14 protein-coding genes and 1 pseudogene are annotated in these 24,659 nt (G+C 56.4%); 6 read left to right on the top strand and 9 right to left on the bottom strand.

Features of this window, described 5'->3' with window-relative positions; genetic code table 11:
* Window positions 1-11 precede the first annotated feature (11 nt).
* Window positions 12-1,751, bottom strand: a complete 1,740-nt coding sequence (locus QRN60_RS23025) for a type I secretion system permease/ATPase (RefSeq protein WP_129566946.1) — start codon at window positions 1,749-1,751, stop codon at window positions 12-14.
* A gap of 173 nt (window positions 1,752-1,924) precedes the next feature.
* Window positions 1,925-10,387: a peroxidase family protein gene (locus QRN60_RS23020; protein WP_129566947.1), complete on the bottom strand. Its 8,463-nt coding sequence runs from the start codon at window positions 10,385-10,387 to the stop codon at window positions 1,925-1,927.
* Window positions 10,388-10,804: 417 nt separating this feature from the next.
* Between QRN60_RS23020 and QRN60_RS23015 the strand changes: the two genes are divergently transcribed.
* Window positions 10,805-12,289 carry a sensor histidine kinase gene (locus QRN60_RS23015; RefSeq protein ID WP_111834012.1) on the top strand — a complete coding sequence of 495 codons (1,485 nt, stop codon included), beginning with the start codon at window positions 10,805-10,807 and terminating at the stop codon, window positions 12,287-12,289.
* 42 nt (window positions 12,290-12,331) lie between these two features.
* Here QRN60_RS23015 and QRN60_RS23010 read toward each other — a convergent pair whose 3' ends face one another.
* Both QRN60_RS23010 and QRN60_RS23005 read right to left on the bottom strand, forming a co-directional pair.
* On the bottom strand, window positions 12,332-13,003 hold the full coding sequence (locus tag QRN60_RS23010) for a response regulator (RefSeq protein ID WP_060727162.1): 672 nt from the start codon (window positions 13,001-13,003) through the stop codon (window positions 12,332-12,334).
* Between the two features lie 382 nt (window positions 13,004-13,385).
* A complete protein-coding gene (locus tag QRN60_RS23005) occupies window positions 13,386-14,561 on the bottom strand; it encodes a S41 family peptidase (RefSeq protein WP_111834013.1) in 1,176 nt (391 codons plus the stop codon).
* A gap of 372 nt (window positions 14,562-14,933) precedes the next feature.
* On the opposite strand from QRN60_RS23005, the gene aspS reads away from it, so the two are divergent.
* Window positions 14,934-16,250, top strand: a complete 1,317-nt coding sequence (aspS, locus tag QRN60_RS23000; protein ID WP_284766922.1) for an aspartate--tRNA(Asn) ligase — start codon at window positions 14,934-14,936, stop codon at window positions 16,248-16,250.
* A 385-nt stretch (window positions 16,251-16,635) separates the two neighbouring features.
* Here aspS and QRN60_RS22995 read toward each other — a convergent pair whose 3' ends face one another.
* A complete protein-coding gene (locus QRN60_RS22995; protein WP_111834015.1) occupies window positions 16,636-17,022 on the bottom strand; it encodes a limonene-1,2-epoxide hydrolase in 387 nt (128 codons plus the stop codon).
* 223 nt (window positions 17,023-17,245) lie between these two features.
* Between QRN60_RS22995 and QRN60_RS22990 the strand changes: the two genes are divergently transcribed.
* Entirely contained in the window at window positions 17,246-18,091 is an 846-nt protein-coding gene (locus QRN60_RS22990) for an AraC family transcriptional regulator (protein ID WP_129567240.1), read from the top strand.
* A 285-nt stretch (window positions 18,092-18,376) separates the two neighbouring features.
* On the opposite strand, the gene QRN60_RS22985 is transcribed toward QRN60_RS22990, so the two are convergent.
* Complete coding sequence (locus QRN60_RS22985; RefSeq protein WP_111834036.1) at window positions 18,377-19,276, bottom strand: AraC family transcriptional regulator; 900 nt, start codon at window positions 19,274-19,276, stop codon at window positions 18,377-18,379.
* Window positions 19,277-19,446: 170 nt separating this feature from the next.
* Between QRN60_RS22985 and QRN60_RS22980 the strand changes: the two genes are divergently transcribed.
* The 3 genes from QRN60_RS22980 to QRN60_RS22970 are packed head-to-tail and all read left to right on the top strand — an operon-like array spanning window position 19,447 to window position 21,535.
* Complete coding sequence (locus QRN60_RS22980; protein ID WP_111834017.1) at window positions 19,447-20,205, top strand: SDR family NAD(P)-dependent oxidoreductase; 759 nt, start codon at window positions 19,447-19,449, stop codon at window positions 20,203-20,205.
* A 24-nt stretch (window positions 20,206-20,229) separates the two neighbouring features.
* Complete coding sequence (locus tag QRN60_RS22975; RefSeq protein ID WP_129566950.1) at window positions 20,230-20,904, top strand: glutathione S-transferase family protein; 675 nt, start codon at window positions 20,230-20,232, stop codon at window positions 20,902-20,904.
* A gap of 28 nt (window positions 20,905-20,932) precedes the next feature.
* Window positions 20,933-21,535 (top strand): cysteine hydrolase family protein, encoded by a 603-nt coding sequence (locus QRN60_RS22970; RefSeq protein ID WP_129565369.1) that lies wholly within the window; start codon window positions 20,933-20,935, stop codon window positions 21,533-21,535.
* On the opposite strand, the pseudogene QRN60_RS22965 reads toward QRN60_RS22970, so the two are convergent.
* From QRN60_RS22965 to QRN60_RS22955, 3 genes and pseudogenes are all read right to left on the bottom strand, one after another.
* Window positions 21,533-22,182: pseudogene (locus QRN60_RS22965) on the bottom strand (ATP-binding protein); the annotation flags it as partial. The gene QRN60_RS22970 and the pseudogene QRN60_RS22965 overlap by 3 nt on opposite strands.
* A 213-nt stretch (window positions 22,183-22,395) precedes the next feature.
* Window positions 22,396-22,611 (bottom strand): hypothetical protein, encoded by a 216-nt coding sequence (locus QRN60_RS22960; protein WP_112951178.1) that lies wholly within the window; start codon window positions 22,609-22,611, stop codon window positions 22,396-22,398.
* Window positions 22,612-22,782: 171 nt separating this feature from the next.
* On the bottom strand, window positions 22,783-24,633 hold the full coding sequence (locus tag QRN60_RS22955; protein WP_129566951.1) for a type IV secretory system conjugative DNA transfer family protein: 1,851 nt from the start codon (window positions 24,631-24,633) through the stop codon (window positions 22,783-22,785).
* Window positions 24,634-24,659: the final 26 nt, after the last annotated feature.

The raw sequence follows: 24,659 nt of genomic DNA, 5'->3' as shown, positions 1-24,659 counted from the left end.
AAGGAACAAGTCTATTCTGCTGCCAGAGTATTGCCGGACGATGCCTGCATGCGTGTGTGTTCCGAACGAAGCAGTTGCGGTTGTGGCCCTTTCACAATTTCGTCCTTCGGACCGAACGCCACGAGTTTTCCGCTCTGAACAACGCCGACCATGTCAACGGATTGCAGGGCGCTTGGGCGGTGGGCGACAACCACCACGATCCCGCCGCGACAGCGAACTGCGGCAATCGCTTTCATCAGTGCCTCTTCACCTTCAGCGTCAAGGTTGGAGTTGGGCTCGTCCAGTACCACCAGGAACGGGCTGCCATACAATGCCCGCGCAAGGCCGATGCGCTGGCGCTGACCAGCCGAGAGCGACATGCCATTTGGTCCCAGGTCTGTTTGGTAGCCGTTCGGCAGACGAACGATCATATCGTGGATGCCTGCCGCCCTTGCAGCCTGCAGAATCGTATGTGCCTCCGGTGTTTCGGCAAAACGTGAAATATTCTCGGCGATTGTTCCGTCCATCAAGCAGACATCCTGCGGCAGGTAGCCGACATGTTCGCAGAAGAAGCTTGAAGGCCATTGCTTGAGATCCGCGCCGTCGATACGCACTGAACCGCGTAGTGTCGGCCAGATGCCGAGAATGGATCGCGCAAGGGTCGTCTTCCCGCCGCCGCTCGGACCGATCAGGGCAAGTGCTTGGCCAGCCTTCAGCTCGAAGCTTACGTCACTCAAGAGGACTGCGCCGCTGTGTGGCGCGACCGTCGTAATACCTTCAACCGTGAGAGTTTCCTTCGGCGCAGGAAGATTCAAAAGTCCGGTCTTCTCGTCCAGAACGGCCAGCGTTTCCTTAAGACGAGCATGACTGCGCCGGGCCGAAACCATTCCCTTCCATTGCGCGATCGCTTGATCCACCGGTGCGAGGGCGCGTGCGGTCACGATTGAAGAGGCAATAATGGAGCCGGCCGACAATTCCCCGTTGATTGTAAGGTAGGCGCCAAGACCGAGAATCGCTGACTGCAACATCATCCGCAGAACCTTGGACAGGCCTGAGAACGTTCCGGAGATATCGGAGGTCCTGGTTTGCGTATCCAGGTGACGTCGGTTGGCACGCTCGAAACGGCTCACAGCACGATCGGCAATGCCCATTGAGTGCATGATATCGCTGTTTCGAGCATTGGAATCGATGACTGCATTTCGCAGTACAGTTGATTTCAGCATTTCTTTGGCGTGGCGCCGTGTCAGAAGTTCCGTGCAGAGCGTCAAAAGGCCAAGCACAACGGCCCCGCCAACGGTCAACATGCCCAGCATCGGGTGCAAGAGCCAAACGAATACCAGGTAGATTGGCATCCAGGGCAAATCGAAAAGCGCAATCAGGCCGGGACTTGCCAGGAAACCGCGGATCGTATCGACATCGCGGCCGCGCTCCGTCGCTTCAGACGTGGAATAACCATAACGCGGCATATCGATGACGACTTTGTGGGCCAGCGGGGCCAGTTGCGTATCGAGTCTCGCGCCAAGCCGAACCAGGATCTGTGAGCGCAGAATATCGAACAGGCCCTGGAAAAGATAAAGGCCGATTGCCAGGCCTGACAACGCGACAAGCGTCGACACGCTTCCGCTGGTCAGCGCACGATCATAGATCTGGAGCATGTAGAAGGCGCCGGTCAGGGCCAGAATATTGATGATGCCGGACAGACCAAAGACGAACATCATCAAGCCACCCATGCCATTTATCTGGTTTTCTTTTTTGTTGCAGGTGCCACTCATCTGAAAGTCCCCTTGGAAACTTTGCCGAGATTCGGCGTTAAGTCCGCGGCATGTCCGGAGTGATCGCGTTGACCCAAGACATCCCATTTCACTTGCAACGCCGGTGCCAGTACTCACCGGCGTTGGGATTTCGAAGCTAACGGGAGGCGCTGCCTCCGTTCGTTCGCGGTTGCTCAGGAAACCCCGGAGAAGTCACTGTTGGTCAGGTGGTGCTTTCCGGAAACGGCCAGTTCGAAGTCAGCATTCCCGTCTGCATCGGTGTGACCACGAATGACCGTGAAGTCCTCTCCGTCACGAACTTCGTGTGTAATCGCAATTCCCCCTGTCGCAGTCAGCGATGCTGGACTGTTGATCGTAAAGGTCTGCTTGCCCGAAGCACCCGTGTTGGCGTCGATTGCCGCGAAGTCGATCTTGTCGCCAGGCTGGAAACCGTAGATTGAGTCGCCATTGGCTGCACTTGTCGTTGTGAACCGGAAGGTGTCGTTGCCAAGACCGCCATCCATCACGTTCGCCGCATTCGAAGCAGTGATCACATCATGGCCGGAGCCGCCGACGAAGTTCTCGAAGCTGTAGAACGTGTCGTTTCCTGTCGTTGCGCTAATCACGGTGCCGTGTCCCATAAGGCCCGTGCCTAGATTTACGGTCAGATTTGACGTGGCAACTGAGTAATCGAGCGTATCCTTGCCGCCATCGCCCCAATACCGGTCGTTGCCGTCGCCGGCTGTTGCAAGAACGATATCATCCCCGTCGCCACCCCAGGCCTGGTCGTCACTCGCACCACCTTCGATGATGTCGTTGCCGGAATCTCCGAAGAGAAGATCCGCCCCGCTATTTCCGAAGAGCACATCGTGGCCGGCGCCGCCATGCAGTTCGTCATCGCCGCTGCCACCGCTCGCAACATCGTTGTCCGCCGCTGCGACGATGACGTCGTCACCGTCTTCGCCCCTCAGGATGTCGGAACCTGCATCCCCGGAAAGGATGTCCGAACCGCCACCCGCGAGGATCGTATCGTCGCCTCCCTGGCCGGCGAGCACTTCACCAGACGCTGTACCGATCAGCGCAACAGCTGCGATCGGGATCGAGACAATCGGTCCGTCGTCATCGTCGTCTTCGTGCGAGCAGGTGTCATCACCGTCCTCCTCGCCGTTGCCATCGTCGTCTTCGCCGTCGTCTTCGTCGCCGTCGCCGTCGCCGTCGTCGTCTTCGTCGTCGTTTTCCTCCTCGTTGTCTTCGACGCGTGGCGAGAAGATATCTTCTTCAAGATTCGTCAGGCCGGTGTTCCGGGCGATGATGTCGGCAAACTCCTCACCGTCGATGAAGTTTTCATAAAAATCGAAATCGTCGAAACGCTCCGTGTAGTAGAAGCGGTCAGCTTCCTGCAGGCGATCGAACTGCTCCTGCAATACGACCCAGAATGTCTGTCCGACCATGCCGCCATTGATGTGTTTCTCGGCAAGTCCTCCGACCCACAGATCGACACGGTCGATCCCCTTGATCACACCAGTCCCATTGGACTGCATTGCAATCTCGATATCAGGATTGATTTCGCGAAAAGCTGCGATTTCGCCGGCTTCCAGAACGAGGTCCGGATAAGCCTGCCGGAACTGGGCGATCACGGTATCGGAGAGGTCGTTGCGGCTCTGGAAGTCGTCCCAGGATGTGTAGGCCGTCATTGCTCCTGCATAACCCAGCGCTTCTGCAACATAAGGGTCGGTGGATGCTGCGAGGTCCATGCGAACCTGATTGAGCGTTCCAAGTCCGACGTCCCAGCCTCGGGCAACATTGAAGGCAAACAGGTCCGCGTTGATACGGACGAGGTCGTTTCGCACGGCATCGACAATGTTGAAATCGACCGCTTCAGCGGGTTGTGTCGCGATACCACCAAGGATCGCGCTCACACCGAGCTGTTCGTAGCCTTCCTGTGGAACATATCCGTACTGCGCAAGTGTGCTCAGCGGCAGCTTGAAGGCACTTGGATCGTTTGTGGGATTCAAGAAGGCATCGAACAATGCCACCTGGGTCGGGTTCCCATCCGCGTCGAGTACCGTCATGGTCTGGCCGATCAGCGAATGACCGACCCGATAGACCGCAGCGGCGAATTCATGACTGATCGCAGCCGTAGCATTCGGATTGTACTCAGAAAAACCGTGGTCGCCGTCTCCTCTTATGCCGCCGATCAGCTTGTCCGCAAATTCGGTGAAGACAACGCGCTGATATTCGGCTTCATTGATCATCTTGGCGGCCTGGAACAGTTCCTCGGCTGTTCCATCAAAACCGGCCGCCTCAAGGCCTGCCACATGAAAATTGTGGTTTCGGGCCCAGATGGTGTGCATTGAAGTAAGGGCAAAGTTCTCGTTTGCCCGGCCATCGCCTGCCACGTAGTGATCGAGCAGGCTGATATAAGGGTTGGTGTCGAGAAGCAGTGCGTGCGTGCTACCCATGAAGTCCGAAGCAAGCCCGGAAACCATGACTTCGTTGATCACTCCTGCCGCGACGAGACCCGGGAAATAGGACCGGAAGCTAGCCTGACCGCCTGCAAGCGTCGGTGAGTGAAAAACCGTGTCGTTTTCCCAGTGATGCAGGATAAGGTCACGCAATGTCGGCATCAGCTTGAAGGTGGGGTTGGAGGGATCCGCACCGCCTTGAAGCAAATGTGCCCCCAAACCACCTGATCCATTCCCTTCGCGCAGGAACTGCCCGACAAGATCATTGGAGCCGTAAGCCTGGTTCTGATCGACGAATGGCGATGTCTTGTTTATGTGCTGTGGAACGCCATCGTCGTAGTAGGCGACGGTCGCGCGTGTCAGATCAGCAGGATTGCCGGAGCCGGGGGCTCCGTTTCCGGGAGCGCCAATCTGGATCGTGCCATTTCCGCCTTTGCCAAGAAAATCCAGGCCATGGTCGAAATATTGTCCGAACGCCATGAAGAAGATGTTGGCATCGGCTTTAGGAAGGTTTGCTTCCTGTGCACCCAGAATGTTGCTGATGTTTCGCGGATCGAGTCCATCAAAGATCGGGTTGATCGCGGAATTTCCAAAGGCATCCGGTTCTCCGTAGTGCGACTGGGTGATGCGGATGAATGGTGTGTCCACCGCACCTGCGTCGGGATCTGCAGCATTATTTCCATGACCCGACAGGGTGCGGACACCTGTTGGGACAGGATCATCACCATCGTTGGGTGGAAGACCGTTCACGAGGGCTTTGAGACCAGCCAGATCACTTGGTGTGTATTCGAAGTGACCGGAAATGTCGTCACCGTCCTCGCCTGAGGTGGCTTCCTGGAACTGAGGCACGACGCTCCCTGTAAAGGTGATTGAATGTGTCCCGTTTGAGAATGACTTCGTTCCGTCACCGTTATCCACAAGGGCGTAGCTAGAGAGTTGCTGCCCCGGCGCCAGCTCGACCACGTCCTGAGGGCGCAGGGTTCCAACGATCGTATCGTCACCGCCATTGCTGCGGAACAGGATACGATGTGCTGACATCAACCCGGAAATGTTGACAGTCTCGTCGTCCGCTTCGCCGTTGATGGTGATCGTGTTGAAGCTGAGATTGGTCGGAGAAAAGTCGCCGATTGCCAAGACTGTATCGTTTCCCGCTCCGGTGTTGATGACGATTTCCTCGATGTCGGTCAGTTCTGCAATAATCGCGCCGTTGGTGCTGCCATTGCGCGTAATGACGATTTCCGTTGCCGTGGCGATCCCTGTCATTCCTGCGCTGACTGCTGCTGCGCGGGTATAGACACGATAGGTCTCGGCAAGTGCGGAGCCGTTGACAACGAAAGAGTCTCCGTCGAGGCCCTCAGCGCCGCCGTTCACGCTGTCCCGGCCATCGGGTAACAGCCCCAGGAGGCTCGCGCTCCAGTTAATAACGTCGTCACCGCCCAAGGAGTTGATCGTGTCATTCCCGCGGTTTCCGGTAATGATATCCGCGCCTGCGGTACCAGTGATGACGGTGCCGACGTTGCTGGCGCTAATGACGTCGCCGACCACTTCGGTAGCCGGAGAAACGACTTGCTCAGCAGAGCCGAACCCATCGGTGAAGCTGACGACCACGCGTACCTGTTGGCCAACCTGAGGCTGCTGGGGAGTAAAGTTTGCCGAGTTAGCCCCAACATTTGCCCAGGTCGTGCCGTTGGTCGATGTCTGCCACTGGAAACTGAATGTTCCAAGGCCGTTTTCATCGGCGATTCCGGAGGTATCCGCAGTCAATGTCTGTGTCTCGGTGGGCGATGTGTCGCTGATAACCGGTGCACCGGTCGCCGCCCTGTTCACAAGGGCGACCTCGACGCCGTCGGAAAATCGCGCGGCTTCAATGTTCCGCAGGGTATCGACACCGTCCGACACGAGATTTCGTTCGGTCAACGGATCCACAACATTGCTGACGGTGTTATGGGTGACCGTGAAACTGCCGTCAACATTTCTGACAATCGTGTAGTTTGCACGAACATCGTTGAACTCTGCGGTATCAGTACCGGCGAGGGGTGTTGTCGATGAGACAATCTCTCGCACGATATGCAATTGGCTTGGCACGATGGTACGGGAGATCATCAATTCAAAGAGCGACTTTCCAGCCCAGGCTGGATTCTCATCTTCGGTAAAGACATGTTTCAGGCTGTCCACCGTTGCAATCTGATTACCGTCCGAGTTTTCGGCGCCGACAGGTGTGATGCGAATACGAACGTTGAGCCATGCGTCGCCATCGAGGAAGTCATCTCCACCATTGCCCCGGAGCGAGTCACTTCCTGCTCCACCGAGGAGAATGTTGCCACGGTCGAAGGCAGTGATCGTTTCGGGATCAACATCAGCCGGAGCCGCTGCGATGAGGTTGCCAAGAAGCGCGCGCAGGCCCTCAATGCGATCTACGCCTGCCTGCGTCAAACCATCTTTGAAGAAGATGCCCTCTGTCGTGGCAACCGTATCGCCAGGCGCCAAGTCACCAAAGACCCGGTCGTCGCCAAGCAACGTGTCATTGTAATTCCAGCCGGAAAGTGCTTCTGTTTTGTCGAACCGGTTGCGAAGGATATCTTCCTGTTCTGTGGTGAAAATCGGGATACGCATATCTGCGTAGGCGTTCATCTCCACGTCCTTGAATATTGCCCAGTCGAAGCCGAACATGCCCTCATTGCGCATGACGCTTTCGCCTTGAACCATAATGTCGTCGCCGGATTCCGCGTCGAAATCGTGTTCTTCATTCCCGGCAAACATGACATCGTGACCGACGATAGACGAATTGAAGAAGAGCTCGGAGTTGTCGCCGGCTGTCGTGTCGAAGCCGCCGCCCGCCTCCATCCAGTCGTCGCCTTCATTGCCCATGAGAAGATCGACGCCGTCACCGCCAAGGATGAAGTCATCACCATCACCGCCGAACACTTCCGTGTCGTCGACGCCGACAAAGACGACGTCCTTGCCAGTTCCGCCCATGACGATATCCATGCCGTTCGAATTGGCGATTACGTCATCGCCTTCATCACCCTTCACAAAGTCGCCGGTATCGCCAGAGTCGGTGATGATATCGTTGCCTGCGCCGCCATTGACGAGATCGACCCCGGCGCCGCTTTCGATGCGGTCGTCGCCTGCGTCGCCCCAGATACCGTCGTCGCCGAAATCGGTAATGATGGTATCGTTGCCTATGGTGCCGCCGACCACGGTATGTTCACCACCAGTGAAGCGAAGATAGTGTCCTGTAGCACCGCTTTGATCGACGCTGGTGTCAGCGACACTTTCGTCAACATCGGCAGTGGTCAAATCGTCACGCTGGACCTTACCGAGACCAAGAGCGGCCATGATCGGATTGTCCCCGACTGGGTCGTCGCCGACCTGGTTCGCCTTGTTGATCTCGAGGACGAAATCGTAATCGGCAAAGACGTCGACGCCTAGGTGGCGGGCGATGACATCGTCGGCGGTGCCTCTGATGCCGTCGGCGCCAGGCTGGGCGATATCGGTGTTCGCCATGATCATCTTGGCGAACGAGTTCTGCTCCAGCATGTTGAGGAAATTCTGGCCCTGTGTACGGGTCAGATAATAGAACCTGTCGCCATCCTGCAGATTTTCGAGCTGCATTTCGAAGATCGCATTGAATGTCGATCCGAGCATGCCACCAAAGGGCATCTTCTTTTCCGCAAGGCCGCCAATCCAAAGATCGATCAGGTTGAGGCCCGTTTCCACGCCCGCCCATGTCCCTGTGCTCGTGAGATAGGAAACGCGGTCCGCAGGGGCACCGTCGCCGCCCATGACGAGCGCTGTCGCAGCCGCCCGCTTGCCGGCCAACGTGGTCTCGCCAGTAATCGTTCCATGTGTGCCATAGGCCGCGATGAAGTTGATGACGGAGGCCGAGTTCTTGAGATTGGCGGCGAAATCAACCCAGTTGTCGTAGGGCTTCAGGAATGTAGATCCGCTTGCCGCATACAATTGTGCTCGGGCGTCGTTGAGTGAAGGTACGCCGGTGTCGCGGCCGCGAGCAATGTTGATCGCGCCGAGATCAAGCGGCAGCCCGAGCAGGTTATTGCGCAGGGAGCTGACGATGAATTCGTCGATTTCATTGCCGTGCTCTACGACCATGCCTCGCACGATCGCTCCAGCAGCCTGATCTGCACTGATCGTGCTGTTGAGATCAAAGGCGACCGGATTGAGGAAGGCCTCGATAAGATCGAGCTCGGGTTCGGTCGCTGCTGTTTCCGTACCATCTGCATTCAGGAAAACGCGCGGCATCCCGTCGGTCAACATGGAATGCCCGAAGCGGTACACCGTATGGGCAAACTCAGCGAAGATCGACGGATTGACGTCTGTGACCGAATTGAAAACAAAGACGTCGATCGCGGGCTGAATCTTACGCGCGAACTCTTCGAAGACAAGGTGCTGATACTGCATTTCTGTGGCGAACCGGGCTGCCTGGAACATGCGCTCGCCGTCCCAGTTCAGTCCTTGCGCATAAGCGAGCTGATCAATCGCCGGAAGGTTTTCAAAGCCGGCTGGAAGGCCGCTGATATCCGTTGCCAGCCATTCGTTGATGAAGGCGACATCGCCGCTTTGCAGGATCGTCAGTTTCTGGGAATCGACCTGACGATTGTGCTCGGAGTGGAAAATGTGATGAACAGCAGTCAGTCCGATGTTCTCGTTACCGCGTCCATCACCCGTAATGAAATGACGCTCCAGCAACTCGTTGTCATAGACACCGGATGCAAGAGGCCCACTGTTGACAACATCATCTGTGTCCGCAGTTTTCAGCGCACCCGTTTGGCTGTTGAAGGGGTTGGCGTTGTGCGCGATGTCGTCCAGGAAGGCATGGCCGGTGCGCAGCGCCAGCGACGCGAATGTGTTGACAGGTGCCGAGGGTGTACCTGAAACGACGGCATCGTCGGCAGTGTTTGGAATACCGTCTGCACCGATACCCGTTACAACCTGCGCATAGCCCGTCAAAGGATGGGGAATGAAATTGCCATATTGGTCGGTGCGGATCAAAGGCAGGTTGACGACGTCAGCATCACTTAACTGGATGCCGAGGAATTGCAGGGCGTTGGCCTTGATGTCCGCCCATGTCGGAAGGCCACCATGTGTTCCGGCGGGAGAACCGGCTGGGGGCGGGCCATCAAGCAAACGGCCTGTCGCGACAGTGATGCCTCCGATCGTTGCGTATTCACGAAGGAAAACCTGATGGGATGGATGTGAGGTGTAGGTCTGGTTTTGGTCCACGAACGGAGTCGTGGTGTTGCGGGCTTCGTGATGTGTGTCATCAGCCGTTCCAAGTACACCGTCTGCACCGGGGCCATCAACAGGGTCTGCTCTGGTGATAACCATGAAGCGCAAGCTTGGGGGCAAGTCGTCGGCTGTTCCAGGAAGCCCGTCAGTGCCGAGCACCAATGGATCGTCGCTCTGTAGCGGGATGAATACCGAGCCGTTGTTGCCCTTGCTGATCAGGTCAAGACCATGGTCGAAGAACTGGCCAAAAAATGTCATCCACGCATTGAACGGGGCCGAGAGGCCTTCGTCAGGTGCAATGTTCGGGATTGAAGCAAGGTCGTTATTGGTGAGGTACACACCGTTAGTGCCAAGAGGTTGTCCGGGTGCCACGGGCACCATGCCGGGGTTGGCCTCTTCCCATGCCGCTACCGCCAGAGGATTGTTGAACCAGGCTGATACAGCAGCCGGGTTGTTGATACTCATATCGGAAATCAGGTTCGAGATGATGCGCGGGTCTGCGTCCGCGACGTTGCCTGTATGACCGCCATTTGATGGGGAAGGCGTGCCGACGACGCTGTAATCGGTGTTCGTCACGACAGCGGGGCCTCCAAGCGACATCGTGTCGCCATCGGCATCGTTGCGGAAATTCGGGTCAAGCGCGCGGGGCATGGCCTGATCGGCAGCCCCCCAGAGCTCGCGGCCCGCCACGATATTGTTGTAGGTGCCGTCAACGGTACGAAGGCCGACCGGCACATGCGGGTCGGGGATGGCCCGAGGCGTTGCCGGGTTGCCAAGGTAGACGCCTGTAACGACATCATATTGCGACCGGTCGGAAATCACTGTTCCATCAGGGTTGAGACGGATTTCAGTGAGCGGAACGCCAGAGGCATGGACTTCCGCGACCTTGATCTGATGAAGAACAAACGCCAGGTCAGCCTGGTTCAGTGTAAAAGCAGCCATTTTCCCCTCCGAAGCGCTTAAGCGCAAAACGCCGTTACATGGATGGAGGCTTCGAGCGTTCTTGATTGGTCACCAGGCACAATCGCAATCTCCACGTTTTCGCCCGAAAGGAGATTCCCTAGCCTTCATGATCTTAGGTTGCAGGAAACGCTTGCGTAAGAACACTTCACATGGTCCAGTTGTTTAAGGATCCTTGGTCGCAGCAGTTCATCAGACCTTGGTCTGACGGTCGTCAGCCCAAGGTTGATGTGGTCTTGCGGAATTGGAATTGGCAAATTAAATTGCTGAATTAATTGTATAATTGTATAAAAATATCCGCACCTGAATCTTGGTAAATATCAAATCCGGGATGCGGTTCTGTTTCTGATAAGTGCGAATTCGACGAGGTTTGTGCATAAAACATCAGCGGGTTGGGACATGAAACATTCACCGTTTGACGACACTGGTGTTGACGCAAAATCGCGCAATGGATCGCTCGGAAAATGGAGATCGTTCTTGCGACGTTTGACAGACTGGTTCCGGGATCTGCATCTTTCGACACAATTCATGATCCTGATGTCACCGATCGTGATTGTGTTGATGTCGTGCCTTACGTTCTGGGCTGCCGATCGGGTTGAACGCGCCATGCTCGCTGGAGCTGGCGGGGTTGGAGCTCTTTATCTCGAAACCTTTGTTTCTCCCCTTATCAAGGAGGCTGATCTCCACAAGGACACGATTGACCCTGTCCTGGTCTCGCACCTCGAAAACCTGCTCGGCACAGGGCCTATCGGTCAGCACGTTCGCACGATCAAACTTTGGCGGGCCGATGGCAGTATATTCTATGCGACAAACGATCAAAAAATCGACCATCCAAGAGTGTTCGATGAGTTGAGGTCGGCCTTGTCAGGTGAGATCGTTGTATCCCGTACGGAGGTGGAGAAACATGTTTATACCGGCGAGGAAAAGCAGAACCTTCTGTTAGAGGTCTACGCGCCCCTTCTTCGTGACGGGAATGGCAAGGTCATTCTCGTTGGAGAGTTTTACGAAGAACCGAATTATTTGATCGCTGAGCTTCGCTCTGCGCGGCGCGGAACATTCCTGATTGTGGCCGGCGTGGCTTTGCCAATGCTTGGATTGTTGTATCTCATGGCACTAACAGCAAGCCGGCTGATTGCCCGGCAAAAGCGAGCGATCGAGGCGAACCTCCTGAACGCCCTTGATCTGTGGGAGCAAAACGACAAGCTGAGGAAAGCAGCAGACTATGCCAGACTCGAAGCCGGCAAGCTGAATGAGAAGATACTCGACCAGATTGGCAACGATCTGCATGATGGCCCAGTGCAGGTTCTCACCCTTATAAGTCTTCGCCTGAGCGATATGATTGCAGAGCAGCGCTTAAGCGGAAGGAAGGTCAACCCTGATCTTGAAAAGCTGCTGAATTTCGTCTCAGGCGTTCTTGCGGATCTGCGGAAAATCTCGGCCGGCCTCTCATTGCCTGAACTTGACGAACTCAGCTTAAGTGAAACAATAAAGCTCGCCGTGGCGCGCTACAGGGATCTCACAGCGTTTCCCGTTGAAATGGACGGCCTGATACCGCACGAGATGTACAAACCCCACCTGAATGTCTGCGTCTATCGCTTTATTCAGGAAGGGTTGATGAATGCATTCCGACACGCAGCCAATAACAGGCAGAGGGTCCGATACCGCATCCACGACAACAAACTCATCATCGTGGTGGCTGATGTGGGGGAGCGTGTTGTGCGTCCAGACCAAAACGCTGCAGCCCGAGTGAAGCTTGGTTTGACCAGTCAGAAGCGGCGCGTAAGGTCATTTGGCGGGAAAATGCGGATATTCAGGCGCGCGGCGGGAACCATCATCGTCGCAGTTTTGCCCATCAATCAGCTTTCGTCGGACGAGATGATCTAGCGGCCGTCTGGCGCAGAAGCTGTGGAGATTTTGGACGTCATCCTAGTTGAAGAGATCGGGTGGCCCACCAATTTTTTGTGCGGCGAGAACGGCCTCGACACGATTTCGTACGTCGAGCTTCTGCATCAGGATCGTCATGTAATGTTTGACCGTTTTTTCGCTTATGTCGAGACTTCTGGCTATTTCACGATTTGTCTGCCCTCTCATGAGGTAGGAGACAATCTGTTCTTCGCGAACGCTTAAGCGTTTCTGCTGTATAGCTCTTTGTCTCGCCTCTGCCGCCTTCATCGACATGATGACCCTCGTTGCGAAGCCTGGCGTCATATATGTCTCGCCGTTGTGCGCGGCAATAATTGCGTCGTGAAGGTCTGTCGAACTGCTTCCTTTAAGGACGTAGCCGGAAACGCCACAATTGAGAGCCTTGATCGCTGTCTCGATACTGGAGGTCGCCGTGAAGATTACGACCTTGGTTCCCGGCATTGTCTGGACAATCACCTCAATCGCCGCCATCGAGTCGCCGGGCATGCTGAGATCAACGACGATGACGTCAGGCGAAAGTTGTTCAGTGATTTTGATTGCGTCTACAGCGTTGTGGCCCTGGCCAACAATTTTGAGATCTTTTTTGTTCGAGTAAAGACTTACAAGTCCTTCAAGAAGAATAGGGTGATCGTCCACAAACGCGACGGATACAGGTACGCTGACAGGTGATGACATTGATGCCGCCTCACACTTATTTTGACTGAGAAGATACCACAATAGAATCGGTGTAAACAACTCGCTATAAGTGAATATATTTACGTAAAAGCGAGGCTAAAGTATTACAGCAGGATTAATCATTTCGTGTTATTTGGTGGCTGCGGAATTACGTGTCAGCGCGCGCGACATTTCCTGATGGTGCGGTTTGGCGTGAAGTTCGAGAACCTGCTATATGAAGATCGAAGCGGTCTTCGCTTGGGCGCCGAGAAGCGGACGGAGAAGTGTGCGTCGTTGGCCGTGGCACGCCTGATTGCCGCAGCGCCGAAGGCGGCCATTCCTTACTCGGCGTAGCATTTTCCGGGGGGCGGCCGCCAGCAGTGCGGACTGAGCCGCTGTTCGTCTAATCGTCCAGACTCTTAAGAACTTGTTGGTAGAACGCGCCTTGTGCATTCTCAGCAGTAGACCTTACGACCCATTCCCAATCCAAATTCAGTTTTCCTGCCGGGACCATTTGCTGCGCGATTTCAGCCGGTGTAGTTTCGTTACTGATTCCGTTCTCCCAGTCGTGAAAGGCTGATGAGTATCGAACGACCGCTCCGCTGATCGGCAAATCGAGCAACCCTCCCTCGGCAAAAAAAATCAACCCGTCGCCCATTTCTTCGCCGATGATTTTGAGTCGACATCCCAAACGATGTTTGAGGATGGCTACAAATACTATCGCTGCGGAAAACGTGAATTTGTCGACAAGCACAACAACCTGCCTGCTTGCGTGTAAAGAGATGGCGTCGATCAAGGGCATCGTTTGAAGGAAGTCGCCACCGGTGTTTCCGCGAACGTCAATCAAGAGTTTTTTGTTCGGGCAGGTGCTTACACGCTCGGCTGCACCGGAGATGGCTTTCGGCAGAGCACTTTCACTTGGATCGAAGAAACTTGGCAATGATATTGAAAGCCCAAGCCCCTGCCAGTCCTTGATCTCCACAAATCTCTCGGGCCTCCAGGCCGGATCAGCCTTGCCATGCTCGTTTCTCGGATAGAGCATCGGTGCAGGAACCGTATGCCCATTCTCCACTTTCAAATCGGTTATCTGCCCATTCTCGTCTTTCACGCGATATTCAGTCGTATTCTCTTTCGAAGAAAACCCGAGGTGGGCCAATGCATACGGCCATGCCAGAAGAATCGGTCCAATGACCCGTTTCCTCTGGCGCGTTCCCGCCAGAAATTTCTCTGCGGCGGCTGCAATCTGGCCCAAAGGTGTGCCGTTGACTGCTATCAGCTCTCCTCTTGGCGCAGTTGTTTCCAGTGCGGTGTCAGTTAACTGCACCACCGTTCCGACATTCACAAACCTCAGCGGGAGCACTGAGATGGAATCGTTCGGGATCAGCCGTGTGTGTCCGTTGTCGGGAAGTGCGAGCAAGCGCATCGCGGAAAACAGAAAGGCCTCTTTGGAGCCCTCCAAAGCGTATCGTCGAGTGTCACGAATGCAGCTGTCTATCGTCGCCTGTTCGATCCGCCGAAAGCTGGGATCGGTTGGCAGGACAGTTTCCAGAATTTTCTCGAGGTCTTGCGTCAGGGACATGATTTACGGTGCGCATAGTTGCTCGTCGATGTCCAGATTGGGCCGCGAGGTGCCATCCGCTTAGCGCAAATTCAGTCCGTATTCCCGACCGTCAAAACAGTCGGCAGCCATCGAGGCATGGTTCTTCGGTCCCGTAATTATTTAGACAAGGCAGGTATTATGGTTCACGATTGACGGTTTACAATGTTCTGTCATTGCGGCTAAATCCCCCTATGAGTACGCGACACAACACCACTGTCAATAATAACGGCCCCTCCGGGGTCGTGGATGGTGCGCGCGCGGTTTAGCGTAGCTCATTAATCACCACAGCCCTGCCGGTTTCGGAAGGGCTGTAGGTTTGGCTTCTCCGTATCGGTTTTCCTGGAGAAAGTCATGTCTCACTCCTTCGTTTCGCACGAGTGCCCGATTTCAGAACTGCCCCTTAGCATTGGGCAGCGTGTCAAGCTGCACGGATTCGTCGACACAATTCGCGATCAAAAACACATGCGTTTCATCATCCTGCGTGATGGAACAGGCAAGGTTCAGCTTACTCAGAACAAGGACAATAAAGCTCTCGCCTCAGCACTCGATACTCTGACACCCGAAAGTGCACTCATGGCCACCGGCACGGTCGTTGCTGCCCCGGCAGTAAAACTCGGTGGCCTGGAAGTCATACTCGACGGCGCTGAGGTGTGCGGGCTGGCCGACAGCCTTATACCCATAGCGCGCGATTCCGGCCTCGAAAAATGGCTGGACCACCGGCAGGTAAGTTTGCGCTATCCGGAGCAACAACTGGTCTTTGCTGTACAGACGACCTTGGAAGAGGCGATGCGCGAGTTCTGGAAGCAGTACGGTTTCCGTGAGATTCACTCGCCCAAGCTGATGGGGACTGCAAGCGAGTCAGGAGCTGAAGTTTTCTCTGTCAAATACTTCGACATTACGGCCTTCCTCGCGCAGTCGCCGCAATTCTACAAGCAATTGGCTATCGCCGGCGGCATGGAGAAGGTATTTGAGATCGGTCCGGTCTTCCGTGCCGAACCCTCCTTCACATCGCGGCACGAAACCGAGTTCACCTCCATCGACATGGAGATCAGCTGGATTAAAGACCACCATGAACTGATGGACTTTGAACAACAATGGCTGGCTCATTCCATCCGGGCGGTCGCGGAGGTTCATGGGCCTGCTATCGAGGCTCATTTCGGCGTGAAGGTCGCTCCACCTACGTTACCGTTTCCACAGGTGACTTTTGCCCAAGCCCGCGAAATCCTCAGCCAGCTCGGTCACGTGCTGACGCGACAGGACGACCTTGATACTGAAGGTGAGCGAATCCTCTGCGAACATATTGCGGCACAAACGGGGCATGAGTTCTTGTTTATAACCGACTACCCGGCGAGCAGCCGGGCCTTCTATCATATGCGCCATGAGGGTTGCCCTGACATTACGAAGGGCTTCGATCTCCTCTGGCGTGGCCTTGAAATCACGACTGGTGCGCAACGGGAGCATCGCCGCGAGCGCCTTGTTGCGCAGGCAGAGCAACGCGGATTGAAGCTGGACGGCCTATCCGACTATTTTGATTTCTTTCGGTTTGGCTGCCCGCCCCACGGAGGTATGGGGGTGGGGCTTGGTCGCATCATGATGCGCCTTCTCAACGCCGCCAGCATAAGGGAGGTCAAATTGCTCAGCCGGACACCGAAGCGGCTGCGGCCCTGAGTGACCGCTACATGTACCAGACGGCGCGCGCTGATCGCGCGTCGTCTTCCGCTGCTTTACAACCCATAAGTCCGTTTTATGCAAATTACCGCCATCCGCTTCGCGCCCACAGGGGGCGTTCGCTTTAGCGGCCACGTCCGATACGGGGCCGGAAGCGGATTGTCCGGTTTATAGGCGCCATGTGGGAATAGCCGCCACAGTTTGGCGGCTCGCCTCGTCTAACAATTGACATTGGTTCTAACGTAGCAATCCCGAAACTTGCGGCCCTCCATCCAGAAAAACGAGCACTCGCTTCCCAGGTCATGAAGATGATGAACCATTGTCCCGCACGCGACTTCCATCACAGCGCTAACGGCAAGCCCGCGCTGTGATGAAAGACAGTGTCTCAAACCGCCGAGAACTTCTGAACGGCGGTGACGTCGAAATAGTCCCGCCACTCGACGATCTTGTCCCCTTCAAGCTCAAAAATTCCCATAATCATCACGCGCCCAATTTCACTGCCATCGGCACGCTCGAACCGGTCGAGCCTTTCCGTGAGAACGCGGGATCCATCGGCAGCAATCGCGAGCATATCGATATGGACCGTGGAGATTCCGATCGACGTCTCCAGCTCATCTATCATCGCAATGGCCTCGTCAGCGCCCGTCGTGACTGAAACGCCTTCATTGATCCAGCGCGTACTGGGTGTGAACCAGCGGCGGACGGCTGGCCTTCCGCCGTCTTCAACGAAAGCGGCGCAAAAAGTAGAAACGGTTTCGATTGGGGTGGGCATGCAAGTTTCTCCTGGACCATCAGACGCCTCAATGGCTCTGTCTTGGGACCGATGATAGGACTTGAACCCTAAGGCCACGATGCCGGAACTTCGGTCACTCTTGCCTGATCTTCCGGAATTCTTGATAGAACTGGGCAATCGGGTTAGGGTGGTTTGATGAGCGAACTCGACACAATCCGCGCCGTCGCAATGCGCCATGCTGGCCGTCCTAATCTTAAATTGACTGTTCGTTTACACTCTTGATCATACGACCGAGGTCGATCCGCTGATCTACGATCCTGCGGCATCGTTGGTGATCCAGGGCACGCAGCGCATGTTTATCGGCGACAAGATGTTCGAGTATGGACCCGGCCAAAGCTTGATTGTCGCGGCCGAGATTGCCGCGTTGGGTCAAGTTTGCGAAGCGTCGCCAGACAGACCGTTTGTCGCAATCGGCTTGTATCTGGACGCGCCATTGCTGTCTGACCTCGTTCTTGAGATGGCAGCGATACCAGAGCTGCCGATCGAATCGGGGTATGGCCTCAGCACCGCAAGTACGTCGCTTCTCGGTGCTTGGGGAAGATTGGTGGAGCTCCTTGATCGACCGACCGAAATTCCGGTCATGGCGCAGCCATTGGAGCACGCACTGATGTTTCGGCTGTTAATGGGGCCGCATGGCGGCCTGCTTCGGCAGATTGCCGGGGCTGACTCGCGCCTGATGCACATTCGAAAGGCCATGGCCTGGATACGCGACCATCACACCGAGCGTCTCGATTTCAGGGCGGTCGCGGCGCTTGGAGGCATGAGCGTATCCGTCTTTTACGACCGTTTCAAAGCCGTCGCAGCGGTCAGTCCGTTACAGTATCAAAAGTATATCCGGCTCCACGAAGCCCGGAGGCGCATGATCGCAGGGCAGATGCGTGCATCAGAGGTGGGATTTGCGGTCGGCTATGAAAGCGCTTCGCAATTCAGCCGTGAGTACAAGCGTCTCTTTGGAGCGCCGCCGGGTCAAGACAGCAATAGAGTGAAAGCGAGCCTCGCGAACAACCATCAGCCACAATCGTTTGGTGCTCGACCAGGTGTTTTGTGAGTATTGTGTATGAACACGAGGTCACCACCGACCGTTACGGCCATGCTCGTTCGCTCGCGAACGGACTTCTTCACAACCCTGGTGCATCAGGGCCACCCGTTCGCTTAGTGCTGGTCTCAGCGTGACGGCAAAAATTTACAAAATCCAGGAGGGTTCCGCTGACCGTCTGCTCCTCGCTGGCGCCTCGGCATCCCTGTCCGACAATGTCGTCAGGACCCGTTAATTGTGGACTTTGACAGAAATGCACATTTAGCATTCACGTCACCTGATCTGCGCAAGACAAACCTAACCAGCGATATCTTGGCCGATCGATTGTCTTAAATTACGGATATCGCGGACGGGCGGCGCTCCGAACTGACGCAAATACTCACGGCTGAATTGCGAAGCGCTTTCATAGCCGACCGCATAGGCGACGTCGGAGGCAGTACGGTCGCCGGCGAGTAGCAAATGACGCGCTTCCTGAAGCCGCAGTTGCTTGTGATACTGGATAGGGCTTAGCCCTGTCAGCGCGACAAAGTGGCGGTGCAAGCTGGCGCGGCTCATGCCAGCGGCTTCACACAGCGCCTCAATCCGGAACTGCGTATTGACGTGGTCGCGTATCCATTCAACTGCGCGGCGGATACGACCGAGCGCACCTTCTGGGCGGGCAATGCTACGCAACAGTCGTCCCTGCGGACCTTGCAAGAGACGATACAGCAATTCGCGCTCCGCCATCGGTGCTAGCGCGGGAATGTCTGCTGGTGTGTCGAGTAGCGCCAGCAGCCGATTAAGCGTGTCGCGCAGCGCAGGCGTCATTGGATTGATCGCGATGCCACTACCTGGCATTTCCGCTTCACGCGTGACCGGCATCGTCGAGGCGACCTCGGCGAGAAGCGCCGGATCAAGGACCAGTGAGATCGCCACATAAGGATTGCCGTCGTCAGCGTTATGGATCTGCCCGCTCAAGGGAAGATCAAGTGCACTGACCAGGTACCGAGATGAGTCGTAGCGGAGCAGGTCGTCGTGGATCGCGACGTCCTTCGAACCCTGCAAGATGAAGCAGATCATCGAGCGGTATAGGCACGGCGACGTACCGGAAGTCACCTGTCCAACACTGATTTCCAGGCGCGGGATTGGTGTCTGGGTGATGCCGACCCGCCCGTGGCGGAGTGCGAGATCGCGATGCGGCTGAAGATTATCGGTCATGCCCATGAGTATGACACGTCTCCTCACCTCTGCAAGAGCCTGAGACAATCAGGCAAGACTCTGAGAGCATCAGGCGGCGTTTGGACTGCAAAGTTCCGCTAGATGGTCTGCAGCGGAGGGTCCCTCACAGGCCAACCCTTCAGAAGATTAGGCCATAAGGAGCCAGAGCTATGTCTCAGAAGATCGTACTCATTACTGGAGCCAGCCGCGGTCTCGGCCGCAGCATGGCGCTGCATGTAGCTAAGCGTGGTGTGGGCGTGATCGGCACCTACAGGAACAGCACCGCCGAGGCTCATGCACTCGTCAGCGAGATCGAAGCAATGGGCGGCAACGCTGCAATGCTGGCGCTCGACATCACCGATGCCGCAAGCTTCGCGGCCTTTGCCGAGAACGTCGCCGACACCCTGAAGACGACGTTCGGAGCTGCGCGTTTGGACTACCTGGTGAACAACGCAGGCGAAGGCGTCTATACCATGGTTGCCGACGCGACCGAGGTGCAGTTCGACCAGATGGTCGACATGCACCTAAGGGGTCCAGTGTTCCTGACGCAGAAGCTGCTGCCGCTACTCAATGACGGCGGGCGCGTACTGAACGTCTCAACCGCATTTGTTCGCACGACGATGGCGGGTTATGGCCTCTATGCGGCTGCCAAGTCGGCGATGCAGACACTCACCAAATTCATGGCAGTTGAACTCGGCGCGCGCCAGATCCGCGTCAACGCCATCGCTCCCGGCGCAATCGCAACGGATTTCGGCGGAGGTGGGGTGCGTGATGACGCGTACATCAACGCCCATGTTGCTGGCACCATTGCACTAGGCCGCGTCGGCGAGTCCGGTGACATTGGCGCCGCGGTAGCTGCAATCCTGTCCGACGATCTGGGCTGGGCAAACGGCACGACGTTCGATGTGTCGGGCGGGCAATCGATCTGACGCAGCACTGAGCGGAGACCTGTCATGACAGACACAAACCTCACCCTTATCAGCCATCCCCTTTGCCCATTCGTCCAGCGCGCGGTGATCCTGCTGCTGGAGAAGGGGGTCGCCTTCGAGCGGATCGATGTTGCCCTGTCGGCAAAACCGCACTGGTTCCTGGCCCTATCGCCGACCGGCAAGGTGCCGGTACTGAAGATTAGACAGCGCAACGGCGAGGATGCAATCCTCTTCGAAAGCGTAGCGATCTGCGAATATCTAAACGAGACCCAAGGTGGCGCAGCTATGTATCCCGGCGGGGCGCTGTTGCGGGCGCGACACCGCGCATGGATCGAATTTGCCACGCAGGCCATGACGGAGGGCTGGCAGTTCCTACATGCCAAAGATGCGGCGACCGCAGATGCCAAACGCGTGGCATTCAGTGATCGCCTGGCAAAGCTTGAGGCGGAATTGGCTGACGGCCCCTATTTCGCTGGGGCAGACTTCGGGCTGGTAGATGCCGTTTACGCGCCACTATTCCGCTATTTCGAGATCATCGACCCGGCCGTATCAGATCCCATCTTCGACGGCTTGCCGCGGTTAACGGCGTGGCGTTCCGCACTCGCTGAACGACCAAGCGTCAGGAATGCCGTCGTCGAAACCTATCCCGAACTCTTCCGCGAACATTTGCGCCTGCAGGGCGCGATCATTGCGGCTTAATCCACATGCGACCGACAGGACCGATCTCATGACAGAACCATCCAAGAGGGCGCTCATTCTCATCGAATATGTCAACGACTGGCTGTCGCCGACCGGCGGCATCTATCCCTCATTCCAGGATCGCGAACAGGTCGATACAGCGATTGCCAATTCGAAGATCATCCTGGCGAAAGCCCGCAGTCGCGGCATGCATGTGATTCACGCCTCACTAAAATTCGAGCCGACCTTCAAAGTGCTCGGCGAAGGCAAGTACGGCCTGCGCAAGATGATGCGCGATTACGGCTCATTCCTGGGCGAGCAGGCAGAGTTCTTCCCGGGCTTCGAACCCGCCGAAGAGGAATTCGTCGTACGCGAGCGCGGCGGTGGCAGCAGCGTTTTCGTGGGCACAACGCTCGACAGCTATCTTCGCAACAACAGGATCTTCGAAATCTACCTCGCCGGCTTCTCGCAACGCCAATGTGTCGAATCCTCGATGCGCAACGCGCACGATCTTGGCTATCACACGAACGTCGTCTACGACGCTTCGGCTGGCTACACCTACACCCGCAAGCAGCAGGACGATTTTGTGACTGAGATTGCGCCCTTCTACGCCAATGCCATCACCACGCAGGACTTCGTGGCACAGGCGTAGCAGCCGAACAAACTTCGGAAGTTCAGCCAATTTCTCGACGTCAGCAATATCCCGCAAGTCGCGTGTCAGGATCGAGGTGAGATAAGATCGCGCCCAATCCTGGCACCGGCGCTCACTCTCGCGGCTAAGGGCTTCGGGGAACCCGCCGAGCAAAACCAACTGAACCAGATCGTCGCCAACAACTGCATTCGGCTGATTTTTCAGCTTTCCTTCAAACAATCCTTCAAGAAAGCTCGGGGAACTCCCGGCGATCTCGGCCCTCGCCAAAGGAAGCATTTGGATAGTTTCCATGCGTCCTGCCAAGCTATCAGCGACTTTCGGCAGCGTCAGCACATTGGCCGACCCGGTCAGGAGAAACCGACCGGGACGGTAGTCTTCATCAACAGACTTCTTGATAGCCAATAGAAGGTCCGGCGCTCGCTGCACCTCATCGATGATGGCTTGATCGAGACCTTGGATAAAACCGACTGGATCATTCCTGGCGGCATCCAGTACCGTCTGATTGTCGAGCGTTATGTAGGTGCGTTCCGAAGTGCCCATCTTCTTGACAAGCGTTGTTTGCCTGCCCGGCGTGGTCCAATTATCAAAACGACGGGCGTATCGGACAGCGCCTCATCTGCCCGCCGCTCTACAAACCGCCCAAACATTCAGCACTCCGAATCTCCGCTGATCGGGACCATCGTATTCGGCTATTTGGAAGTCAATATCCGGCAGATTGGAAGTTAAGTGGCCGATATTTGCGACGAGAAATGCAGGGGAGGACGGATCCACGATACGGAAATTCCGGAAAACATGCCGACAATACCCGTAGACGGCTTAGGCCGGCGCTTTTGCGCCGCCGGCCACTGTCCGCAATGCTCTTAAGCGTAAAAATTGGCACCGCCCGATGCGATCGCTTTTCGCACCGTATCCAAAACTTTATCTGCAGTGCAATCCGGGCTCAGCGTGCGACCTCGTGCCAGGTCCGCGATGGCGAGTTGACAAGTCTCTTTATCAATTCTCAATGTATGGAATGTCTCTTTCCATTCACCATAAACTTTCTCTGCCACATCCATTGCTGTAAGAATTCTTGTCATCAATATTTCTCGTAGGTTTAAAACTGCACAAGGTCTCATCTCGTCACCGCCTTGCGACCAAAGTGGCAACTTACAGTGAGTATACATCGGAGAACTATAAGATTTTCCCACGCGCGCCATTAGACTTTTAGCTTCAGGCGTCCGATCTCCAGAGCCTTCAAACCTGTTGCCCTACACCATAGGATTCCGATCCAGCTTCGCCCGATATACCGGATGACGGTGCGACACGATCGCGTCAACCAGTGCCGGCGGCTTCGAACCTGTCAGCAGCAGCATCTTGCCGGTCTTCATTTCCAGGATCTGATCGGCGGTCATGAGCTTCTGGCGCTGCTCAGCGGTTGAGGTCTTACGGGCCTCGCCGAACTTCGCGGTCGACTGCCTGGTGCGGGTCAGCACTGTCTGATCACCAAGAGCGTTCGCGGCCCAATTGGCGGTTTCGAACTCCGCTCTGCCGAGGCCGAAAATGCGGGTGGTGACGCAGGAGCCGAGAATGCTGGCGGTGTCGCCCTTGCCGTAGACGCTTTCGATCTGGCCCTTGTCCTGGGTAATGAACAGTGCCTCGATGCCGCAGCCGGCGGCGACGTTGGCGATGTTGATCAGCTTTTCCATTCTGCCGAGACGAACAAACTCGTCCAAGACCAGCAGCACGTTCCTTTTCGGCTTCTTCGCGCCTTCGAGGCGTACGGCCATGCCGAGAATGATGTTTGTCAGCAATCGGAGAAAGACGGCCTGGGCTTCTACCTGGTCGAGTGGCACGACCATGAAGAGGTCGGCGCGGCCCTCGAACAGGTTTCCAAGCGAGCATGTCGAGGTGCTGAGAAAGGCGCGCAATTCGTCGGAACGCGCCCAATCGAAAGCCTTCTTGATCGTCGTTTTGATCGCGCCGCGCTCGTTCTCGCCGGCTGCGAGGAAGGTGGCAGCGGCGGCAGCAGGGCGGGTGCCGAATGTCTCCGGCGCACTGGCCCATTCCGTCAGTGTCTTTTCAAAGCCGGCGGAAAACAGCAGGTCCATGACGGTGATGAGGTTGCGATCGGCCTCGGCGCGCCCGGTCATGACGACCTCGATCACGGCGGCAATCATCGATTTCGCCATTTCGGCAAAGTGTGCGCCGTTACCGCCTTCCGGTCGAACAAGCCCCTCGGCAATGACCTCGATGTCGCGGACCAGGTGCGCTTGCCTAATATAATCGAGCGGATTGAAGTGGTCTTTCGACGGCTCGATGACGCCGAAGGGATTGAGAACCACGACCTGACGGCCGAGCGACTGCCGATATCGGCGCGTCACGGCGAAGTTCTCGCCCTTGATGTCGAGGACCGCGACCGGCCCGTCATGGTCGATGATGGCGGGGATGACGACGGATACGCCCTTTCCGGCGCGGGTGCCGGCAATGGCGACATGGTGGCCGGCGCGCCATCCGGTTTTCGGGTTGGGACGGTAGCGCAGCATTGCGCCGCCGGATAGACCGAGTGGCAAGCCGCTGTTGTTGTGCCGGAGCTGGCGCAACTCCTGGCGGTTCATCCAACGGGCGCGCCATGGGCCTTGTTTTGAAATGCGGCTTGACGAAGCTGGGGCGGCAATCGAGATCGCTCGCAGAATGAGGAACAGCGGCACAGGCAGGCCAATGGCGAGGCTGGTTTGCACGCCAAGCTTTTGCGCCTCTGTGAAGCGATCCCAGGTCGAAACCACCCCTCGGACACTTTCGATTCCGGAATAGCCGGCATTTCGCCAAGCCTTGAAGCTGTCGAGCAGGACGCCGGCCGCAATGGTCGGGTCGGTAAGGGCGAGAGCAGACGCGGCAAGGAGGGCAGCCCCCACAGCCAAGCCCGACGCGCTGCGGACGCGGCCCTGGGTGTCTCCTGCCAAGGTCAGCAGCGCAAACCCAAGAAACATGACGAGGATCGCGGCGCGCGCGTTCTGGTAGATGGGTGGCCAGAACAAGGGCGTTGTTTCCATCAGCAGGAAACCTGCCGCAACCACGGCAATGGAAAGGGCATAGCGATAGGGCTGAATGATCAAATTCATGAATCGAAACTCCAGAAGGAAATAAG

Origin of the sequence: Agrobacterium sp. CFBP2214 (assembly GCF_030209895.1) — a bacterium.
In the GTDB taxonomy this organism is placed as follows: Bacteria; Pseudomonadota; Alphaproteobacteria; order Rhizobiales; family Rhizobiaceae; genus Agrobacterium; species Agrobacterium radiobacter.
This window is presented reverse-complemented; position numbering and strand designations above follow the sequence as displayed.

Excerpts from the sequence above, each read along its gene's own strand:
- QRN60_RS23010 (WP_060727162.1), bottom strand. The coding sequence starts at position 13,003 with ATGTCATCACCTGTCAGCGTACCTGTATCCGTCGCGTTTGTGGACGAT.
- QRN60_RS22995 (WP_111834015.1), bottom strand. The coding sequence starts at position 17,022 with ATGCCCACCCCAATCGAAACCGTTTCTACTTTTTGCGCCGCTTTCGTT.
- QRN60_RS22985 (WP_111834036.1), bottom strand. The coding sequence starts at position 19,276 with ATGACCGATAATCTTCAGCCGCATCGCGATCTCGCACTCCGCCACGGG.
- QRN60_RS23025 (WP_129566946.1), bottom strand. The coding sequence starts at position 1,751 with ATGAGTGGCACCTGCAACAAAAAAGAAAACCAGATAAATGGCATGGGT.
- QRN60_RS23015 (WP_111834012.1), top strand. The coding sequence starts at position 10,805 with ATGAAACATTCACCGTTTGACGACACTGGTGTTGACGCAAAATCGCGC.
- QRN60_RS23020 (WP_129566947.1), bottom strand. The coding sequence starts at position 10,387 with ATGGCTGCTTTTACACTGAACCAGGCTGACCTGGCGTTTGTTCTTCAT.
- QRN60_RS22980 (WP_111834017.1), top strand. The coding sequence starts at position 19,447 with ATGTCTCAGAAGATCGTACTCATTACTGGAGCCAGCCGCGGTCTCGGC.
- QRN60_RS22955 (WP_129566951.1), bottom strand. The coding sequence starts at position 24,633 with ATGAATTTGATCATTCAGCCCTATCGCTATGCCCTTTCCATTGCCGTG.
- QRN60_RS22970 (WP_129565369.1), top strand. The coding sequence starts at position 20,933 with ATGACAGAACCATCCAAGAGGGCGCTCATTCTCATCGAATATGTCAAC.
- QRN60_RS22960 (WP_112951178.1), bottom strand. The coding sequence starts at position 22,611 with ATGACAAGAATTCTTACAGCAATGGATGTGGCAGAGAAAGTTTATGGT.
- QRN60_RS22975 (WP_129566950.1), top strand. The coding sequence starts at position 20,230 with ATGACAGACACAAACCTCACCCTTATCAGCCATCCCCTTTGCCCATTC.
- aspS (WP_284766922.1), top strand. The coding sequence starts at position 14,934 with ATGTCTCACTCCTTCGTTTCGCACGAGTGCCCGATTTCAGAACTGCCC.
- QRN60_RS23005 (WP_111834013.1), bottom strand. The coding sequence starts at position 14,561 with ATGTCCCTGACGCAAGACCTCGAGAAAATTCTGGAAACTGTCCTGCCA.